This window comes from Allobosea massiliensis (genome assembly GCF_042655245.1).
Lineage (GTDB): Bacteria > Pseudomonadota > Alphaproteobacteria > Rhizobiales > Beijerinckiaceae > Allobosea > Allobosea massiliensis.
This window is the reverse complement of sequence record NZ_JBHSLU010000040.1, coordinates 15,651-32,865: the sequence shown is the minus strand read 5'-3', so window position 1 is coordinate 32,865 and position 17,215 is coordinate 15,651. Positions and strand designations below refer to the sequence as shown.

The following is a 17,215-nucleotide window of genomic DNA, read 5'->3' as shown; positions in this document are numbered from 1 at the left end:
GCCTCAGATCCCCGACGGGCAGCGGATCTCCCGCAGAGCAGGCAGGATCAGCGGATTCTTGAGCGAGCCGACGCCGAACTGGTAGCCGACCTGGCGCCCGCCCGCCGCCAACGTCAGCCCGACATTGTCGCCCTGGCGCAGCACCGAGCCGGTGTCGAGCAGGCGGAAGAAGGACCAGACGCCGTCGCGCTCGAACAGCTTGACCTCGCCGGAGGGCGCGCTCGGCCCCGAGGAGAAGAAGCCGCCGCCGAAGACGCCGCCGCCGCTCGCCCCGCCCAGCGTCAGCGTGATCGCGGTGCGGCCGACACCGGCGCCCGGCCACATGACGGGAGCGGGCGTGTTGACGCCCTGCTGGCTGGTCACGGTGAAGCCGTTGATCTCGAGCTTCGCATTGGCGGCGTCGGCGGAGAGGGCGGTCGGCACCACGATCATCTGGAACGAGGGCAGGTTGCCGCCGGTCGGGAAGAAGGCTTCCCGGATCTCGCTGGCGCGCTGGAACTCGCGCAAGGTCGTCGCCGAGAGCGAGCGGGCGACGCGGCTGTCGGCGCGCCAGCTCCATTGCGCCTTGGAGCTGTCGACATAGGGTTCGAGCCGCTCCTTGTAGAACTTGTCCATGATGCCGCCGGGCGCGAAGAGGCGGGCGAAATCGGCCAGCGGCACGTCGCGCGTGCTGCCTTTCACGAAGGGGTAGCGGTTGGTCAGGATCTCCGTGCAGACGCGGCTGACCTGATCGGCCAGCGCCTGGCGCAGCAGGGCGACGGTCGCGCCGGTGGCATCGCCCTCGAAGTCGTTGACGGCCGAGACGACCATCGCGCCGAAGGGCGCCGGATAGCGCGAGGAATTGGCGCGCAGCGTCGCGATCAGCGGCACCAGCGCGGCATTGGCCGCCGCCGCCTGGGCCGGGTTCGTCGCGGCGATGGCGAGGTTCTGGTTGATCTCGGACAGGACCTGCAGGAGCTGGTCGACCGGCCGCCGGCCGAGATCGCCCTCGACCAGGACATGGAACGGCTTGAACTGCGCCTCGATATCGGCGCCGAGCGCCTCGTTCCCGCCGGCTCCCAGCACGCGCTCGACGCCCGGTGCGCTGAGCGGGAGGTTGGTGCCGAGCCGGCTCAGGGCGTCGCTGGCCCGCTTCTCCAGCGCTGCGGTCGCGGCCTGGGCGGCCGCCTTCTTCGCCGAGGCGCGCTCCTTGGTCAGCTGCGTCTCGTCGCGGACGGATTCGAGGATCTGCTTGAAGGGCGAGGTCGGCGCCGCCATCGCACTGAGCGCGACATATTGCGGCTTGTCGGCGTTGAGCGGGCGCAGCTTCAGCCGGGCGAGCGTGCGCTGCCAGGAGGCGACGAAATCGCGGCTGTAGAGCTTGAGCAGGTCCTGGAAGAGGGTGGCGTATTGCGAGACGATCGCCTGCTGGTCGACATTCTCGCCCAGCACCCAGCGCTCCTTCTCGATGCGGTCGCCGATGTCGCCGAGGCGGTCGACGAAGGCGTGCTGGAAGCCGTCATAGGTGTAGAAATAGGGCACGCGGATCGCGTCGAGATCCTCGCCGCCGACGCCCTCGAAGGCCAGCCGCACATCCGATCCGCCGCGCCGTGCGGCGACCCAGTCCTTCTGGCTCTGGGAGCGGGCCTGCGTCCGTAGCAGTTCGTAGGCGCGTTCCGCGATGCTGAGGCGACGCAGCGTGCGCTGGCTGTTCTCGATCAGCGACTGGTTGAGCTTGACCAGCGGCTCGGCCTCGCCGTCGTCGAGATCGAGCATCGCGACCAGATGCTCCTCCAGCGCCTCGCGGCCCTTGGCGTTGGCGGCGCCGGGGAAGAGGTTTTCGGCCCAGTCGAGCCGCATCCAGGCGATGACGAGGTCGCGGTCCAGCTTCGCCTGGCCGCCGACCATCATGTAGACCTTGAGCGCCTCGTAGACGAAGCCGGGATTGGCCTGGTTGGCCTCGAGCTGCTCCTCCAGCCGGAAGATGATGCGCGAGCGCAGCATCCGCTCCAGCGCCTGCTGATAGGTCAGCTCGGCCGCATTCTGCAGCCGGTCGCGCTGGCTCAGGCCGAAGGTGGCGGCCACCGGCGTGGGCTCCTCGCGGGTCGCATAGCCCGTCGGCAGGTGGCGCAGCTTGTGCAGCAGCGGCAGGACGCGGCTGAAATTGCGCTCGGAGATCGTCGTCTCCTGCAGCACCGGCGCGGCGCTGGCGCGATAGTCGGACAGGCCGTAATTGGTGGCGGTGATGAGGTCGCTGTTGCGCGAAAAGCTCGTCCACCAGAGGCCGAGCGCGGCGAGCGACACCAGCGCGACCGTGGCGAAACCGGCCGCGCGGAGCAGGGTCGCGCGGCGGGCCGCGCCGAGATCGGTCGAGACCCAGCCGGCCTCGCCGATGATGACCTTCTGGATCAGGTCGGTCAGGAAATAGCTCTTGCCGCGGCCGGAATAGGCGCCGGCGCTGGCGTGGCTGCTGCCGAAATTGCGCGAGAGCGCGCCGATCAGCTGGTCGATCGGCGTGCCCTCCTGCGTGCCGGAGGTGAAATAGAAGCCGCGCAGCGTGGCATTGGCGTGATAGCGCGTCGGCTCGAAGACGCGGCCGAGGAAGTCGGTGATCGAACGCTTCAGCGTCGCCATCTGGCTCGGGAAGCCGAAGATCTGGGCGCGGGCGGTCGGGTTGGCCTCGTCCTGCAGCCTGTCGGGGAGGCGCTCGTTCAGCCGCGCGACCAGCGCGTCGTATTCGGGCGCGACGTCGCCGATCATGTTGCGGGTCTTGTCGGCGGTCTGGAAGGTGTGGCCCCAGACCATGCGGCGCTGCGGCTCCGAGAGCGCGCCGAAGAACTCGTTGAAGCCCGCGATCAGGTCGGCCTTGGTGAAGATCGCATAGACCGGGAAATCGACCTTCAGCCGCTCGTTCAGTTCGAGCAGGCGGTTGCGGATCGCATCGGCATGAGCGGCGATCTCCTCGGGCGAGGCCGTCAGCAGATCCTCGACGCTGATCGCGACCAGCACGCCGTTGATCGGCTGGCGCGGCCGGTTGGTCTTGAGCAGGTCGAGGAAGGCAAGCCAGCTCGCCTTCTCGGCCCTGCTGTCGGTGTCCTGCGTGGTGTAGCGGCCGGCGGTGTCGATCAGCACCGCATCCTCGGCGAACCACCAGTCGCAATAGCGCGTGCCGCCGACACCGGCGATGGCGGCCGGCGCCGCGCCGCCCCGGGCGAGCGGGAACTTCAGCCCGGAATTGACCAGGGCCGTCGTCTTGCCGGCGCCGGGCGGGCCGATGATGACGTACCAGGGCAGGTCGTAGAGATAGTCGCCGCCCTCCTTGCCGCGGGCGCGGCGCAGCGTCGCGAGCGCGTCGCGCATCGCGGCGGAGAGGGCAGCGCCGTCGCCGGTCGCCTCCTGCTGCTGTTCCAGCGCCTCGGTCAGGGCGGCGGTGGCGCGCCGTCGGCGGATGACGATGAGCGCGATCCAGGCGAGTGCGCCGAGCGCGAGCAGCGCGACGATCGGCAGCCGGACCCAGACGGAGTCGAAGGGCCTGATCTCGCCGATCGCGACGAAGGGCGCGCCGAACCAGACGAGCAGGCCGAGCGCCAGCGTCCCGACGATGATGGCGGCGATCCGGAGCCAGGTGGCGAGGTTCATGCTTCGCCCTCCCTCAGCTCTGCCGCTGGATCACGATCTCGACGCGCCGGTTCTTGGCACGCCCTTCGCGGCTGGCATTGTCGGCGATCGGCGCGTCGGCACCCTTGCCCTCGACGCTGATGCGGTCCGGCTTGCTCAGCTTGGTCTGCAGCAGGTCGCCGACCGCCTTGGCGCGGGCCTGGGAGAGCTGCAGGTTGGAGGCGAAGCGGGCCGTGCGGATCGGAACGTTGTCGGTGTGGCCGACGACCTTGACCGCGCCGCCCTCAGTTTCCAGCACGCTCGCGATGCGCTCGATCAGGGGCTTGAACTCGGCGCGCACGGCGGCCTGGCCGGGCTCGAACAGGGTGATGTCCACGAGGCGGACGATGATGACGTTCGGCGTGACCTGGCAGACGATCGGCGGCTGCACGGCGCCGCAGACCTTGGGTGGCACCGGGGGCGGCGGCAGCGGCGGCGGGGGAGCCGAGAACACCTTGCGGACGAGGCCGAGTTCGCCCTTCGGGTGGACCGTGAGCAATGCCGAGGCGGCCGCCTCGGCATTGCCGCCGAGCAGGGCGCGGAAGACGAGATAGAGCCCGAGCACGGCGACGCCGGCGAGCGCCGCGACCGACCAGACCGGAACTCTGAAGCGCGCCACCTGCGAGGCGACGGCCTGGCCGCGCCAGCGCGGCGACAGCTCGGGGTCGGGCTGCTTCACCCGGCGCAGCGTCTCGAAGAGGTTGCGCTGGATCATCTGGAGATTGGCGGCGCCGCCGGCGGAGGTGCGGTGGATGCCCTGGAAGCCCAGCGCCAGGCAGGCATGCATCAGTTCGAGCAGGTCGTAATTGACCGACGGGTCGGCCTTGGCGCGGTCGAGTTCCTCGAAGAAGCGCACGCCGCCGACACGCTCGCCGAAGAATTTCGAGAGCATGCTGTACTGCGTCCAGACATGCCGGTCCTCGCCGGGGATGTTCTGGACGATGTCGTCGGCCGCCGCGCAGAGGACGTATTTCGCGACGCGCGTCTGATCGGCCGAGGCGCCCGCGGCGCGGACCTCATGCTCGAAGGCCTCGATCGTCTCGGTGACCTGGCCGAGCAGCTGCGTCAGCGGGGCGCTGCTGAGCTGCGAGCGCAGCCGGCCGAGCAGGAGCAGGAGGGGGCCCGCGGCCCGCAGCAGCGGGTTGGCGTTGGGCGTCAGGAGCTGGTCCCGGCCGGGCAGGGGGCCGCCCACGGGGCCGGGGGGCGGTGCCGGCCGCGGCGGAGCCGGGGTGGCCGAGATCCAGTCATCGCTGCCGCCGGGCACGCCGGGCGAGGCGGCGGCAGGGGGGGCATAGGGCGCGGGCGCGGCCTGCGCCGGGCGTGAGGGCAACGGAGCGCGGCGTCCGGCCGGGTTCGGCCTGATGATGGTCCGGTCGGAACGGCCGAACGGATCGGACGGCGAACCGGGATCGCTCATCGCCGGCCCTCGAGCACGGCCCAGAGCTCCAGTTCGAGGTCGGGCCAGTCACCGGAGAAATGCATTCCGATCGAACTCGCGGTCGAGAATTCCGGCCAGAGCGGCGAGGTCCGGTCGAGATAGAAATAGACGTGGTCGGTCAGCGCACGGATCTGCGGCGGCGGGGTCGGCAGATGGACGAGGCTGATGCCCGGCAGATGGGCATGGACGATCTCGTTCATCTTGGTGTTGGGGCCGACCTTGAAGAGCTGCGGGAACTGCGCCTGGATCTCGGTCAGCGGGCGGCGTGCCGCGACCTCCAGAACCAGCGTCGCGTTGCGCACGAGGCTGCGGTCGCGGATCGTCGACATGAAGGCGTTGGGGGCGCGCTCGGTGATCTCGAGACGGATCGCCCGGCGGCCGAGATTGGCGGACAGGAAGTCCTGGATGTCGCGCACCAGCGGCGTGAAGCAGGCCTCCAGATCGTCATGGTCATAGGCCGGGTAGTCGCGGGCACGGCGCTCGGCGGTGGTGAAGGTGGCAAGCTCGCCGGCCAGACCCAGGAAGGTCTCGAACAGCCGCTCGGGGTGGACGTAGCGAGACTGGCGCAGATGGCGCAGCTGCGGGATCTGCCGGTTCAGCAGCTGCAGCATGAAGTAATCGGCGCTCTGCAGGCCGCCGCCCGCCGTCGGATCGGCGGCGTAGCGGGCGAGTTCTTCGAGCTTGTTGTCGATCCAGCCGATCACCCGGTCGAGCCAGCCCTCGATCACCGGATAGGCCGAGCAGACGAGGACGGGCGGGGCGAATTTCTCGTCGAAGAGGACGGCGCGGTCGCGCACCTCGAGAATGCGGCCCAGCGCCAGCCCGACATAGCCGGCCTTCGCCGTCTTGCGCAGCTCCAGCGTCAGGCGCGGATGGGCGACGTCGATCTCCTCCTCGATCCGCAACGGGGCGGTCGAATCGATCAGCATCTCGGTCGACGGGACATAGCGGCTGGCGCTGCCGGTCGGCGCGTCCTCGACCTCGCGCGTGTTGGGCGAGGCCAGGGGCAGCGACAGCCAGACGATCTGGCCTGCGGCGTTCTCCGGCACCTCGATGGCGGCGGGCAGGGGGCTATTGTCCGGCAGCGCGAAAGGCGTGCCGTCAGGCATCACGCCGACGGCGCGGCGCAGCCCGATCCGGCTCTGCTGGGCGAGGTCGCGGTCGATCTCCAGCACCGAGAAGCCCCATGGGTAAGGGGTGACGTGCCGAACGCGGTTTTCCAGCAGGTTCTCAAGATACCGGTCGTTCTGCTGGAAGTGATGAGGCCTTAGAAACAGCCCTTCCGACCAGACGACCTTGCTGTACCACGACATCCGGCTCTCGCTCACTCAAAGGCATGCCGAAGACCTTATACAGGTCGCCAACAAGCGTCACCAAGCGAATGCTAGGGCCTCGGGAACGGCCTGCCGTCATTGACTTGAAGGATGCGCGGTTGCGCGTTGGAGGCCAGTCCAGCAGAGTCGTATCCAGAGCCGGCCGGGACCGCCCGGCGAGGAGGACCCCCGATGCCGACCGGCCCCGCCGCCCGCATTCTCGATCTCGTGCTGCATCCGCTGCCGGGCGTGCTCCAGCCCGGTCCGGGAAGCCCCAATGTGCTGATCGGCGGGCTGCCGGCCTGGCGCGGCGTCTCGGCCGTGGCGGCGGCCGCGATCCAGTCAGCCCGGCAGGTGTCCGATGCGACGATCGCCACCGCCGAGGCCGCGACGCTGGCGGCCGCCGGCACGCCGGGCGCGCCGGCCGCCAAGGCCGCGGAGGAGACGACGAAGGCAGCCGCCGCCGCCAGCATGGGCGCGATGATCACGGGCGCGGCCGGCGGTGCCGACATCCACAATTGTCTGACGCTTCTCCCGGCTCCGCCACACGGGCCCGGCGTCGTCGTCGACGGCTCTCAGACGGTGCTGATCAACAATCTCTCAGCCTGCCGCGTCGGCGACACCATCATCGAGGCGGTGGGGCCGCCCAACAAGATCACGATGGGGCTGAGCACGGTCATCATCGGCGGCTGACGGGCTGCCGCGCCTCGGCTAGGAGGGGCCATGCGCGCCGAGCCGCGCCCCGACTCCAGTCCAGGACAACCATCATGACCATCGAACGCATCGGAGTGACGCAGCGCTGGTGCGATGCCGCGATCTTTAACGGCATCGTCTTCCTCGCCGGCCATGTCGCCGAAAAGACCGAAGGCCGCCCGCTGGGCGAGCAGACAGCCGAAGTCCTGGCGCTGCTGGAGGAGACGCTGGAGGCCGCCGGCAGCGACAAGAGCCGCATCCTCAGCGTCCAGATCTTCCTGACCGACATCTCCAGGATCGCCGAGATGAATGCCGTCTGGGACGCCTGGGTGCCGGCCGGCACGGCACCGGCGCGCGCGACCGTCGAGGCCAAGCTCGCCTCGCCCGGCCACGACATCGAGATCACGGCGGTGGCGGCGAAAAAGGGCGTATAGATCGGCGCCGATTCCCGGCGGAAACGCGCGGTCATTCCGGGGCAGGCCTAAGGCCTGAGCCCGGAACCCAGAACCGACAGACGTTCCGTCAGGGCGCTGCCAGTTCGTCTTCCCTTCCTTCGCCACATCGGTTCTGGGTTCCGGGCTCTTCGCTTCGCGAAGCCCCGGAATGACGAAGAACCGGCCGGCGAAGCCTTCACTTCCCGCCGCGGTCGTAGCACTCGGCGAAGTAGAGCATGAAGGCGTCGACGAGGCCGTCCTCGTAGGGGGCGGTCTTGGCGTCCCAGCGGGCGACATAGGCGTCCCACATCTTGGCCTTGCGCGAGCCGAGCAGCGAATCGAGGCCGCGATCCTGCGCCGTGCTTTCGGCGATCGCCTGCGGATCGAGATCCTCGACCAACATGCGCAGCGCTTGCTGCATGGCCGAGTAGGTCTTGATCTGGTGGGCCTTGAGGTCCCGGAAGCTCTCGTCGAAGGCCTTCTGCGCGCTGAGATAGCCGCTCTTGGGGCGGCCGAAGATCAGCTGCAGCGCATCGTCCACGGTCGGCGAGAATTTCAGCGGGTTATTGTCCTGCGCCTGGATCATCGTCTGGTTGGCGCTGCGGGCGATGCGCTTGCTCTCGGCGCGGGCGGCGAGCAGCTGCTTGAGCTCCACGGCGACGAGCCGCATCAGCCCGCCGAGCTGCTCGGCGAAGGCGCCGGGGTCCTGCCAGGCGAGGTCGTTCGTCGACAGGCCCGCGCCCTTGGCGAAGCGCTGGACGAACTCCGCCGCGCTGATCTGGGGCATGCCGGCGGGCATCGCCGCGGCTGCCGGCGGCACGAAGGGCTGGCCCGGTGCCGCGGGCGGCTCGAGCGGCGGCAGCGGCGCGACCGGCGTCGCGGGCTGTGCCGGGGCGTCGCTCCAGGGATCGCCTGGCGGCAGATCGGCGGTCAGGGGCCGGCGTGGTGTCGGGATCGCGACCGGCGGCGGCTCGGGAGCGCTCGGCGGCGCCTGATAGGGCGCCCAGGCGAAGTCGTCGCTCGCGGATGGCGGAGGCGCTGCGGCAGGCGGCGGAGGCGCCGGAGCGGGCGCCGGGATGTCGGCGGCCCAGTCGATAAAGCCGTCATGCACGGGGCGGTGCCGGCTCGGCGGCAGCAGGTCGCGGCGCGGGATCGGCGGCGCCGCCTCGGCCGCCTCTGACCAGAGCGAGCCGGCGTCGGGCGCCGCGTCGACCCGCGGCAGCGAGGGCTCGGCCTGTACCGGTTCGTCGATGGCGACCGCGATGACGTAATGCCCGATCTCCAGCCGGTCGCCATGCTGCAGGCGGTAGGGCGACTGGACGCGCTGGCTGCCTCCGTTGACATAGGTGCCGTTGGTCGAGATGTCGCGCAGCCAATAGGCGCCGTCGCGGAAGCGCACTTCGCAATGGCGGCCGGAGATCGCCCGTGTCGGGTCCGGCAGGCACCAGTCGAGATGCTGGTCGCGCCCGATGTCGAGGCCCCGTCCGCCACTCAGGGAGACGGTCAGGGGCCCGCCATCGGGCAGGGCGGTCTCGTTCTCGATCGTCAGCGTCAGAGGCATGGCGGGGAATCCGGGCGCGGCCAGCACTCAGGCAGGTCTCTGGCCGTCAAGAGGTTTTGCCGTCGTCATCGGCCAATCGAATGCATGCTTCGACGCAATTGCGCAATGCGGTCTGGTGCTCGCGCCCGGTCAGCCGGCCAAGCGCGGTCAGAACGGCGATGCGGGCCATCTTGGCGGTGAGATCGGGCGGGCAGGGCACGGCATGGCCCTCGACCATGCTGCCGCCCGAATAGCCGGCGGCGAAGGCGGCCCAGGTGCCGGGGCGGGCGGGATCGCCGGCATCGGCGACGGCGAGCGCGGCTCGCCTGGTCTCGTCGCGCGGATCACGGACCCAGCTTTCGGCGGCGACGAGGCCCTCATCGGCTCCAGCCGCGCCCGGCTGCATCGCACGCAGCGTCTGCGCCGCCCACCAGACCGCCTCGCGGCGCGGCAAAAGATAGGCGGCGAAGCCGATCGCCTCTGTCGGGGCGGGACCCTGTGCCAGCCGCCGCAGGAAGGCGAGCGGGTGGTCGGCCGCCGGCTTGGTCGCGATGACCTTGCCGGCGGAGGGGAAGGTGTCGAAGACCTCCCGGGCGGTGCTGAAGCGCAGGCGCGTCATCGGCCCTCAATTGATCTTCACGAGGGCGCCGTTGACGACCACCATGGCGTCGCTCAGCACCTCGGTCTTGGCGACGCTCTTGATCGTGATCGTGGGCGAGGAGATCTCGATGCTCGTTGGCAGCATCTTGATCGTGCTCTGGCCGACTTTGAGGTTGATCTCGGTCATCGCCTCCACATCGAGCTTCCCCTTCTCGACATGGAGCTTGTCGTCGCCGTTCTTTAGGGTGGTCTCGCGCGCATAGCCGCCCTCGCGGTAGTCGGGCGCGATCTCGCGGGTCTCGGTGTTCTTGATCAGGGCCTTGAAGTCTTTCTCCGCCTGGATGCTGAAGACCTCCTGGCCCTTGCGGTCCTCGAACTTGATCTCGTTGTAGCAGTCGGAAAAGCCGGCCCCGTCGGTCGATTCCGATTTGAGGCCGGACTGCGTTTTGTTGTCGGGCAGGCCGTAGGGCGGCTTGTGCTGGTCATTGACGACGGTGCCGGTGACGAGCGGCAGGTCGGGATTGCCTTCCAGAAATTCGACGACGACCTCCTGGCCAATGCGGGGGATGACCTGCCCGCCCCAGCTCTTGCCCGACCACATCTGCGCGACACGCGTCCGGCAGGAGGTCGAACGCTCCTCGCGGTCCCAGTGGAAGCGCAACAGGATGCGGCCGAACTCGTCGACGTCGATATCGCCCTCCTCGCCGCGGTTGCGCTCGCCCACGACCTTTGCGGTGTGCGGGCCGAACACGGTCGGGCGCGGCGTGACCAGCGGCGCGCGGAAGCGCCGGTCGCTCTTCTGGAGTTCATAGGCCCCGCTATAGGGCGCATCACCCGCCCCGCCGGACCGGTAGGACTGGCCGACGAAGCTGTGGCGGCAGCGGATGACGAGATATTCGATGTTCTCCGAAGCCGTCTCATGGGCCGACAGCGTCATCAGCGCGCCGGGATGCAGGCTCGGCGCGTCGCCGGCGGCGTGGCGCCGGTCGTCCTGCGCCTGTTCCGCCTGGGCGCGAACTCGGGCGAAGTGCTCGCCCTCGTCGCGCTTGATGTAGCTGCGCGGGTAGTCATAGGCCTCGTAGGCCTTCGCCTTGTCGAAGCCGGCCTCGGCCTGGGCCGTCAAGTCGGAGCCGGATTGCTGGAAATCGTAGTCCCTCAGCACGACCTTGCCGGTGCGCAGCCGCCGCATCGTCGACCAGTGCGACAGGTTCTCGATGTGGCGCGGCATCCGGCTCGACGGTGGCATCAGCGGATAGGCGGTGCCGGCTCCGGCGAAGGTCGGCTCGGCCGCAGCCTGGACCGGATCGTGCGAGGAGCGGGAATCGGACAGCACCAGCTTGTGGTCGCCGTCGCTGTGCTTGAAATAATAGTAGATGCCGTACTGCTCCATCAGCCGCAGCACGAAGTCGAGATCGCTCTCGCGATACTGCACGCAATAGGGAATGGGCTCGAGCCGGTCGCTGGTGCGATCCTCGAAGCTCGCGCTCTCCTCCTTGGCGAAGATCGCCTTGATGATGTCGATCGCGGTCTGCTCCTTGAAGATCCGGCAGTCGGAGCGCTGGGACAGCAGCCAGAGCCAGGGCCGCAGCGTGAAGCGGTAGTGGTGCAGGTCCTCGTCCTTACCGGTCCATTGGGCGTCGACCAGTGTGCCGTTGAAGACCCGCGGGCTGCCGTTCTTGAGCGTCATCGTGACGGAGCACTTTTGGCTCATGATGCTCTGCAGGTCGGCATTTTCAGTCGTGCTGCTGGCGTCGATCTGAAAAGTAAAGATTTTGCTCAAGCCTTCCGAGGCTTCGAACTGCGTCAAGGCGAAAACGTCTTGACCCAAAGGTGTCGTGAACGAAGCAGTTCTTTGCAACTGTCGCAGATCGGCGGTCATCAACGAAACCTCGCGGTTCTAGATGCTATTTTGTTATTGACGTAGCGGACGGCGCGAGTCATGGTGTGCGCCTTCAATCCTTTACCGCCCGCGAGAAGCTAAACGGGAGGGGGACCATGCGCAAGCAACCCGCGATTACAGCCATCGCCGTCCTTTCCGCCGGTCTTTACGTGGCGCAGATGTCTGTCGCGCAGGCGCAGACCTACAAGGCGGACGACATCGTCAAGCATTTCAGCCCGGCGACGCCGCCGGCTTTCGGGGCCACGCGCGGGCTGTGCATCGGCACGGAAGCGGACTGCAGCAAGGCCGGGCATGCGGTGAAGCCCGCGGCGGTCGCGGCCTTCGACCTGGTGGTGCGCTTCAAGTACAATTCCGACGTGCTGGAGCCCGATGCGCGCGCCAATCTGGACGAGTTCGCCAAGGCCCTGAAGACGCCGCAGCTCGGCACCAGCCGCTTCGTCGTCGAGGGCCACACCGATGCGGTGGGGTCGCCCTCCTACAATCTCGATCTCTCCGCCCGGCGGGCCCAGGCGGTGGTGCGCTACCTGCAGGAGCGCGGCGTCGACACCGCCAAGCTCGAGGCCCGCGGCTATGGCGAGACCAAGCCGGTGGTGGCCGACCGTTTCGCCGGCGAGAACCGCCGGGTCGAGACGCGCCTGAAGAGCGACTGACGGGGCCGATTTCGACGAGGCCGGCCGGCCGTCTCCGCTGAGACCGCCGTCGGCCATGCCTGTGCATGGATGACCGGTGAGGGCGATGGCGTCTTTGAATTTTGCCGCGTATGCGAGCCCGGTCTCCGACGCCGATCCCTGTGGGCCCGATCTCGAGGACGACCCGGACTTCATGAACGTCACGGCGCGGCTCGAGGTCGCGCTGCCGGCGCAGTATTTCAGACGCGACGACGAGGGCCGGCAGGTCGCGTTCGACCGTAGCGGGATCGAGTTTCCGGCCGCCTTCTCCGATCTCGGCAAGCTGCTCGAGCGCTCGCGCGACCTCAGGGTGCTGGTGCTGGCCGGCAAGCTCGCCATCCTCAACCGGGACGTGCCGGGTTTTTCCGCCTGCCTAACGACCATCGCCACCCTCCTCGCGGAACAGTGGGAGGCGGTGCATCCGCGGGCGCAGGATGGCGACCAGATCATGCGCGAGGTGGCGCTGCAGAGCCTGGACGAGCTGCCGACCGTCGTGCTGCCGCTGCAGCATGCGCCGCTCTTCGTGAGCCGGCGCATCGGTCCCTTCGCCTTCCGCAGCCAGCTCGTCGCGACGGGCGAGACGAAGCTCGTCGAGGGGGAGCAGCATCCCGATGCCGGGACCATCCAGGCGGCGCTGGCGGATATCGACATCGACGAGCTGTCCGCGAGCCTCGCCCGCATCCGCGTGATCGCGGAGGCGCTCGCCGGCATCCGCGCGATCTGGCTGGAGAAGGTGGGGGCTGATCATTCGCTCAGCTTTCCGCGCCTCTCGGCGCTCGTCGATCAGATCGTCGCCTTTCTCGATGCGGCGCTGGCGCGGCGCGTGCCCGGCCACCCGGCGATGCCGGGGCCTCAGGCCGCACCGGGCGAGAGCGCTCCGGCAGGCGGTTCCACTGTCGCGCCCGGCAGTTGCGACAACATCCTTCAAGTGAAGGATACGCTGGCGGCCTGCCTCGGTTACTTTCGCCGCATGGAGCCTTCCAGCCCGGCGGTCCTGCTGATCGGGCAGGCTCAGCAGCTGATCGGCAAGTCGTTGGTCGAGGTCATCCAGATCATGTTCCCCGAGCATTTCGGCCAGGCGGTTCTGGAGATCGGCGACCGGCCGCGCTTCCGCCTGCCGCTGGAGCGACTGACCGCGCCGGAGGAACAGGAGCCGGAGGATGGCTACGACGACGGCGGCTACGCGTCGTCCGAGGAGGAGACCGGCGATGAGGCGGCTGAGGAGGCTGGCGAGCCGCAGGCGGAGAGCGACTCCGGCGGGTCCGACGGCGACGCGCCCGAGGTCGACGAGGCGGCGCGGCCCGCGCTGCAGGTCGCGACGCGGGCCGAGGCGGTGGCGGGGATGAGGGCGGTCGCCGCCTTCTACCGCCGGGTCGAGCCTTCGCATCCGACGCCGCTGCTGATGGACAAGGCCTGCGCGCTGGCGCAGCGGGATTTCATGGCGCTGCTGGGCGACATCCTGCCCGACGTCGCCCTGATGCCGGAGGCCGACAGCTAGGCGATTTTCCGGTATTCGGCTTGAACCGACTTCGGGTCCGGCGCGACTATATCGGTAGAAGGCAAGAACGGTTACGGTGTCACGTTACGTCGGCGTGACGCATTCGCAGAGGGGCTGCTACCATGGCCGGAGATTCAGGTCAGAAGTTCATTCGCCGCAACAGGCCGCCGCGGGTCCACATCACCTATGAGGATCCCTACAACGCCGAGCAGAAGATCGAGCTTCCCTTCGTGATGGGGGTGATGGCCGATCTTTCGGGCAACACCCCCGGCGTCGAGAAGGCCGAGATCTCGCAGCGCAAGTTCCTCGACTTCGACATGGACAATTTCGACCAGCGCATGGGGGCGATCCAGCCCGGCGTGTCCTTCGCGGTTCCCAACAAGCTGGGCGACGGCGGAGACAAGCTCTCGGTTTCGCTGAAGTTCTCGAAGTTCGACGATTTCAACCCGGCCGCCATCGCCCGCCAGATCCCGGCGATGGCCAAGCTGCTCGAGGCGCGTGAGCAGCTCGCCAATCTGGTGCGCTTCATGGACGGCAAGATGGCCGCCAGCGACCAGATCAAGGCGCTGCTGGCCGATCCCCAGCTGATGGCGGCGCTGAAGGACAGGCTCGGCGACAAGCCCGCCGAAGCCGTCCCGGCCGAAGAGACGAAGTGAGCGAGGCGGCAATGGCAGCGGAAGCACAATCCCAGCAGCCCGGCGCGGTCACCGAGACCCGCGACGTCGACGAATTCGCCTCGGTCCTGAAGCAGAGCTTCAAACCCAAGACCGAGCGCGCCGCGACCGAGGTCGAGGCCGGCATCGCCACTCTGGTCAACCAGGCGCTGGCCGACTCGACGCTGATCAAGAACGACGTGCTCGACACGATCGAGGAGATGATCGCGCGGCTCGACGCCAAGCTGACCGAGCAGATGAACGAGGTGCTGCACGCGCCGGAGTTCCAGAAGATCGAGAGCGCCTGGCGCGGGCTGAACTACCTGGTCTTCAACTCGGAGACCGATGCACAGCTCAAGATCAAGGTGATGAACGTCTCGAAGAACGAGCTGTATCGGAACCTGAAGACCTATCCCGGCGCGCGCTGGGACCAGAGCCCGCTGTTCAAGCAGGTCTATGAGCAGGAGTTCGGCCAGCTCGGCGGCCAGCCCTTCGGCTGCCTGATCGGCGACTATCACTTCAGCCATGTCCCGACGGACGTGCAGCTCCTGCGCGATCTCTCGAAGGTGGCGGCGGCGGCCCATGCGCCCTTCTTCGCCGGCGCGGATCCGACCCTGATGGGGATGGACTCCTGGACCGAGCTGTCGAACCCGCGCGATCTCGGCAAGGTCTTCGACACGCCGGACTATGCGGCCTGGAAGGGCCTGCGCGACGCGGCCGACTCCCGCTATGTCGGCCTGTGCCTGCCGCGGGTGCTGTCGCGGGTTCCCTACGGCGCCAAGTCGGAGCCGGTCGAGGAGTTCGCCTTCGAGGAGGACACCGACGGTCACAAGGGCGAGAAATACGCCTGGATGAACGCGGCCTACGCGATGGCCGTGAACATCAACCGCGCCTACAAGGAATATGGCTGGTGCACGCGCATCCGCGGGGTGCAGTCGGGCGGCGAGGTGCTGAACCTGCCGACCCACACCTTCCCGACCGATGATGGCGGCGTCGACCTGAAATGCCCGACCGAGATCGCGATCAGCGACCGGCGCGAGGCGGAGCTGGCCAAGTCCGGCCTGATCCCGCTGATCCACCGGAAGAACACCGACAAGGCGGCCTTCATCGGTGCGCAGTCGCTGTACAAGCCCAAGAGCTTCTCGGGGCCGGACGGGGTCGCGGCGACGGCATCCGACAACCTGTCGGCGCGGTTGCCCTACATGTTCGCTGTGTCGCGCTTCGCGCACTACCTGAAGTGCATGGTTCGCGACAAGGTCGGTTCCTACAAGGAAAAGGAACCGCTGCGGCGCTGGCTGCAGGAGTGGATCACCGACTATGTCGACGGCGATCCGACCAATTCCAGCGAAGAGACGAAGGCGCGGCGCCCGCTCTCCGATGCGCGCATCGACGTCTTCGAGGACGAGGAGAACCCCGGCTACTACTCGGCCAAGTTCTATCTCCGGCCGCATTTTCAGCTCGAGGGCATGGATATCGGCCTGAGCCTGGTCTCACGACTGCCAGCTCCCAAGACGTGACAACCCAGACGTGACCGTCGCCTGACCAGCAGGTGACACCCGTTCCGAAGCTTCCAGGCGCCCGTGTCCTCCGTGACCGGGCGCACAGGAGAACTGCGTCCAGTATCCGGGTTCCGACCGAACTTCTTTCACTCACACAGAGGAGATCACCACCATGGCTAGCGACTTCCTTCTCGAGATCGACGGCATCAAGGGCGAAAGCCAGGATTCCAAGCACAAGGACACGATCGAGGTCGATTCCTTCTCCTGGGGCGTCACCAATGCCGGTACCCATGCGAGCGGCCAGGGCGGCGGCGCCGGCAAGGCCAATTTTCAGGACATCCACTTCACCGCATCGGTCGGCAAGGCCTCGGCCAATCTCGCCATGGCCTGCGCCTCGGGCAAGCACATCACCAAGGCGGTGCTCTATGTCCGCAAGCAGGGCGAGAACCAGCAGGACTACTACGTCCTGACCCTCGAGGATCTGCTGGTCTCGAGCTACCAATCCGGCGACGCCGCCGGCGGCACCACGATCCCGACCGACCAGTTCTCGCTGAACTTCGCCAAGATCAAGTACGAGTACAAGCCGCAGAAGAAGGATGGCACGCTCGACGCCCCGGTCACCATGACCTGGGACCTGAAGCAGAACAAGAAGTAAGTCGTCGCCGGCGCCGCACTCGCGGCGCCGGCTTCGGGCCCGATGATGGCCGTTGCGGGGGAGCGCCGCGACGGCCATCGTGCTTGCCGGGCCGATCGGATTGGGGAAGCGGGAGCGACGACGCGTGCGAGGTCCGGCGAACGGCACATTGACGAAGAAGCGGCTGCGCCCGCCGCTGATGTTCGCCTTTCGCGAGGCGCATCAGGAGAAGGACGCGAAGGTGGCGCTCGATCTGCGCGACGCCGGCGGCGAACGCGTCATCGCCAACCGGCGCGCGGCCCCGCGCGCGGCGATCACGGAGCCGAAGCTGCGGCGCGAGATCGCGATCGATCTCGACGCGCTGGTCAACACCGTCAATCTCGCCTCGTCGGTCGACCTGACGCAGCACGAGCATGTCAGGCGCTCGATCCTCAATCACGGCTTTCCCGACCTCACCAGCCGCTCGATCGACGAGCATCGGGTCGACCTCATCGCCAAGGACATGATGGCGGCGCTGGTCGGCTACGAGCCCCGGCTGATCCGCAATTCGATCCAGGTCGAGCGTGACCACTCGCTCGACCGGGCCGAGCTGAAGGTCCGGTTCCTGGTGCGCGCGGATCTCAACTGCGAGCCGCTCAACGTGCCGGTCGAGTTCGTCGCCGATCTCGAGCTCGACACCGGCAAGATGGCGATCAGGAGCCGCTAGGCG

At 68.2% G+C, this 17,215-nt stretch carries 14 protein-coding genes; 8 read left to right on the top strand and 6 right to left on the bottom strand.

Features of this window, described 5'->3' with window-relative positions:
* Positions 1-3: 3 nt before the first annotated feature.
* Genes tssM through tssK form a run of 3 tightly spaced genes read right to left on the bottom strand, consistent with a single transcriptional unit; the run spans position 4 to position 6,387 of the window.
* Entirely contained in the window at positions 4-3,618 is a 3,615-nt protein-coding gene (gene tssM, locus ACFPN9_RS13855; RefSeq protein ID WP_066716889.1) for a type VI secretion system membrane subunit TssM, read from the bottom strand.
* A gap of 13 nt (positions 3,619-3,631) precedes the next feature.
* Positions 3,632-5,053: a type VI secretion system protein TssL, long form gene (gene tssL, locus ACFPN9_RS13850; RefSeq protein ID WP_066716892.1), complete on the bottom strand. Its 1,422-nt coding sequence runs from the start codon at positions 5,051-5,053 to the stop codon at positions 3,632-3,634.
* Positions 5,050-6,387 (bottom strand): type VI secretion system baseplate subunit TssK, encoded by a 1,338-nt coding sequence (gene tssK, locus ACFPN9_RS13845; RefSeq protein ID WP_066716895.1) that lies wholly within the window; start codon positions 6,385-6,387, stop codon positions 5,050-5,052. The genes tssL and tssK overlap by 4 nt, the downstream gene beginning before the upstream one ends.
* A 192-nt stretch (positions 6,388-6,579) precedes the next feature.
* Here tssK and ACFPN9_RS13840 point away from each other — a divergent pair, with 192 nt between their 5' ends.
* Positions 6,580-7,080, top strand: a complete 501-nt coding sequence (locus ACFPN9_RS13840) for a PAAR domain-containing protein (RefSeq protein ID WP_066716898.1) — start codon at positions 6,580-6,582, stop codon at positions 7,078-7,080.
* Between the two features lie 74 nt (positions 7,081-7,154).
* Complete coding sequence (locus ACFPN9_RS13835) at positions 7,155-7,514, top strand: RidA family protein (protein ID WP_066716900.1); 360 nt, start codon at positions 7,155-7,157, stop codon at positions 7,512-7,514.
* Positions 7,515-7,710: 196 nt separating this feature from the next.
* Here ACFPN9_RS13835 and tagH read toward each other — a convergent pair whose 3' ends face one another.
* The 3 genes from tagH to ACFPN9_RS13820 are packed head-to-tail and all read right to left on the bottom strand — an operon-like array spanning position 7,711 to position 11,533.
* Positions 7,711-9,075, bottom strand: coding sequence for a type VI secretion system-associated FHA domain protein TagH (gene tagH / locus ACFPN9_RS13830; protein WP_082737586.1), 1,365 nt, complete (start codon positions 9,073-9,075; stop codon positions 7,711-7,713).
* A gap of 46 nt (positions 9,076-9,121) precedes the next feature.
* Positions 9,122-9,673, bottom strand: coding sequence for a DUF6931 family protein (locus ACFPN9_RS13825; RefSeq protein ID WP_066716902.1), 552 nt, complete (start codon positions 9,671-9,673; stop codon positions 9,122-9,124).
* Positions 9,674-9,679: 6 nt separating this feature from the next.
* Positions 9,680-11,533, bottom strand: coding sequence for a type VI secretion system Vgr family protein (locus ACFPN9_RS13820; RefSeq protein ID WP_082735384.1), 1,854 nt, complete (start codon positions 11,531-11,533; stop codon positions 9,680-9,682).
* 116 nt (positions 11,534-11,649) lie between these two features.
* Between ACFPN9_RS13820 and ACFPN9_RS13815 the strand changes: the two genes are divergently transcribed.
* The 6 genes from ACFPN9_RS13815 to ACFPN9_RS13790 all read left to right on the top strand — a co-directional run bounded on the left by ACFPN9_RS13815 (position 11,650) and on the right by ACFPN9_RS13790 (position 17,212).
* Positions 11,650-12,204 carry an OmpA family protein gene (locus ACFPN9_RS13815; protein ID WP_066716907.1) on the top strand — a complete coding sequence of 185 codons (555 nt, stop codon included), beginning with the start codon at positions 11,650-11,652 and terminating at the stop codon, positions 12,202-12,204.
* Positions 12,205-12,289: 85 nt separating this feature from the next.
* Entirely contained in the window at positions 12,290-13,720 is a 1,431-nt protein-coding gene (locus ACFPN9_RS13810) for a type VI secretion system protein TssA (RefSeq protein WP_066716909.1), read from the top strand.
* A gap of 122 nt (positions 13,721-13,842) precedes the next feature.
* Entirely contained in the window at positions 13,843-14,376 is a 534-nt protein-coding gene (tssB, locus tag ACFPN9_RS13805; RefSeq protein WP_066716913.1) for a type VI secretion system contractile sheath small subunit, read from the top strand.
* 11 nt (positions 14,377-14,387) lie between these two features.
* On the top strand, positions 14,388-15,890 hold the full coding sequence (gene tssC / locus ACFPN9_RS13800; RefSeq protein ID WP_066716916.1) for a type VI secretion system contractile sheath large subunit: 1,503 nt from the start codon (positions 14,388-14,390) through the stop codon (positions 15,888-15,890).
* A 154-nt stretch (positions 15,891-16,044) separates the two neighbouring features.
* Complete coding sequence (locus ACFPN9_RS13795; RefSeq protein ID WP_066716919.1) at positions 16,045-16,527, top strand: Hcp family type VI secretion system effector; 483 nt, start codon at positions 16,045-16,047, stop codon at positions 16,525-16,527.
* 148 nt (positions 16,528-16,675) lie between these two features.
* Positions 16,676-17,212 carry a GPW/gp25 family protein gene (locus tag ACFPN9_RS13790; protein WP_348626265.1) on the top strand — a complete coding sequence of 179 codons (537 nt, stop codon included), beginning with the start codon at positions 16,676-16,678 and terminating at the stop codon, positions 17,210-17,212.
* The last annotated feature ends 3 nt before the right edge of the window (positions 17,213-17,215 follow it).

What these genes read in the sequence shown, in the direction of transcription:
- tagH (WP_082737586.1), bottom strand. Translation starts at nt 9,075, where the DNA reads ATGCCTCTGACGCTGACGATCGAGAACGAGACCGCCCTGCCCGATGGC.
- tssK (WP_066716895.1), bottom strand. Translation starts at nt 6,387, where the DNA reads ATGTCGTGGTACAGCAAGGTCGTCTGGTCGGAAGGGCTGTTTCTAAGG.
- ACFPN9_RS13795 (WP_066716919.1), top strand. Translation starts at nt 16,045, where the DNA reads ATGGCTAGCGACTTCCTTCTCGAGATCGACGGCATCAAGGGCGAAAGC.
- ACFPN9_RS13820 (WP_082735384.1), bottom strand. Translation starts at nt 11,533, where the DNA reads ATGACCGCCGATCTGCGACAGTTGCAAAGAACTGCTTCGTTCACGACA.
- tssC (WP_066716916.1), top strand. Translation starts at nt 14,388, where the DNA reads ATGGCAGCGGAAGCACAATCCCAGCAGCCCGGCGCGGTCACCGAGACC.
- tssM (WP_066716889.1), bottom strand. Translation starts at nt 3,618, where the DNA reads ATGAACCTCGCCACCTGGCTCCGGATCGCCGCCATCATCGTCGGGACG.
- ACFPN9_RS13840 (WP_066716898.1), top strand. Translation starts at nt 6,580, where the DNA reads ATGCCGACCGGCCCCGCCGCCCGCATTCTCGATCTCGTGCTGCATCCG.
- ACFPN9_RS13810 (WP_066716909.1), top strand. Translation starts at nt 12,290, where the DNA reads ATGGCGTCTTTGAATTTTGCCGCGTATGCGAGCCCGGTCTCCGACGCC.
- tssL (WP_066716892.1), bottom strand. Translation starts at nt 5,053, where the DNA reads ATGAGCGATCCCGGTTCGCCGTCCGATCCGTTCGGCCGTTCCGACCGG.
- ACFPN9_RS13835 (WP_066716900.1), top strand. Translation starts at nt 7,155, where the DNA reads ATGACCATCGAACGCATCGGAGTGACGCAGCGCTGGTGCGATGCCGCG.
- tssB (WP_066716913.1), top strand. Translation starts at nt 13,843, where the DNA reads ATGGCCGGAGATTCAGGTCAGAAGTTCATTCGCCGCAACAGGCCGCCG.
- ACFPN9_RS13815 (WP_066716907.1), top strand. Translation starts at nt 11,650, where the DNA reads ATGCGCAAGCAACCCGCGATTACAGCCATCGCCGTCCTTTCCGCCGGT.
- ACFPN9_RS13825 (WP_066716902.1), bottom strand. Translation starts at nt 9,673, where the DNA reads ATGACGCGCCTGCGCTTCAGCACCGCCCGGGAGGTCTTCGACACCTTC.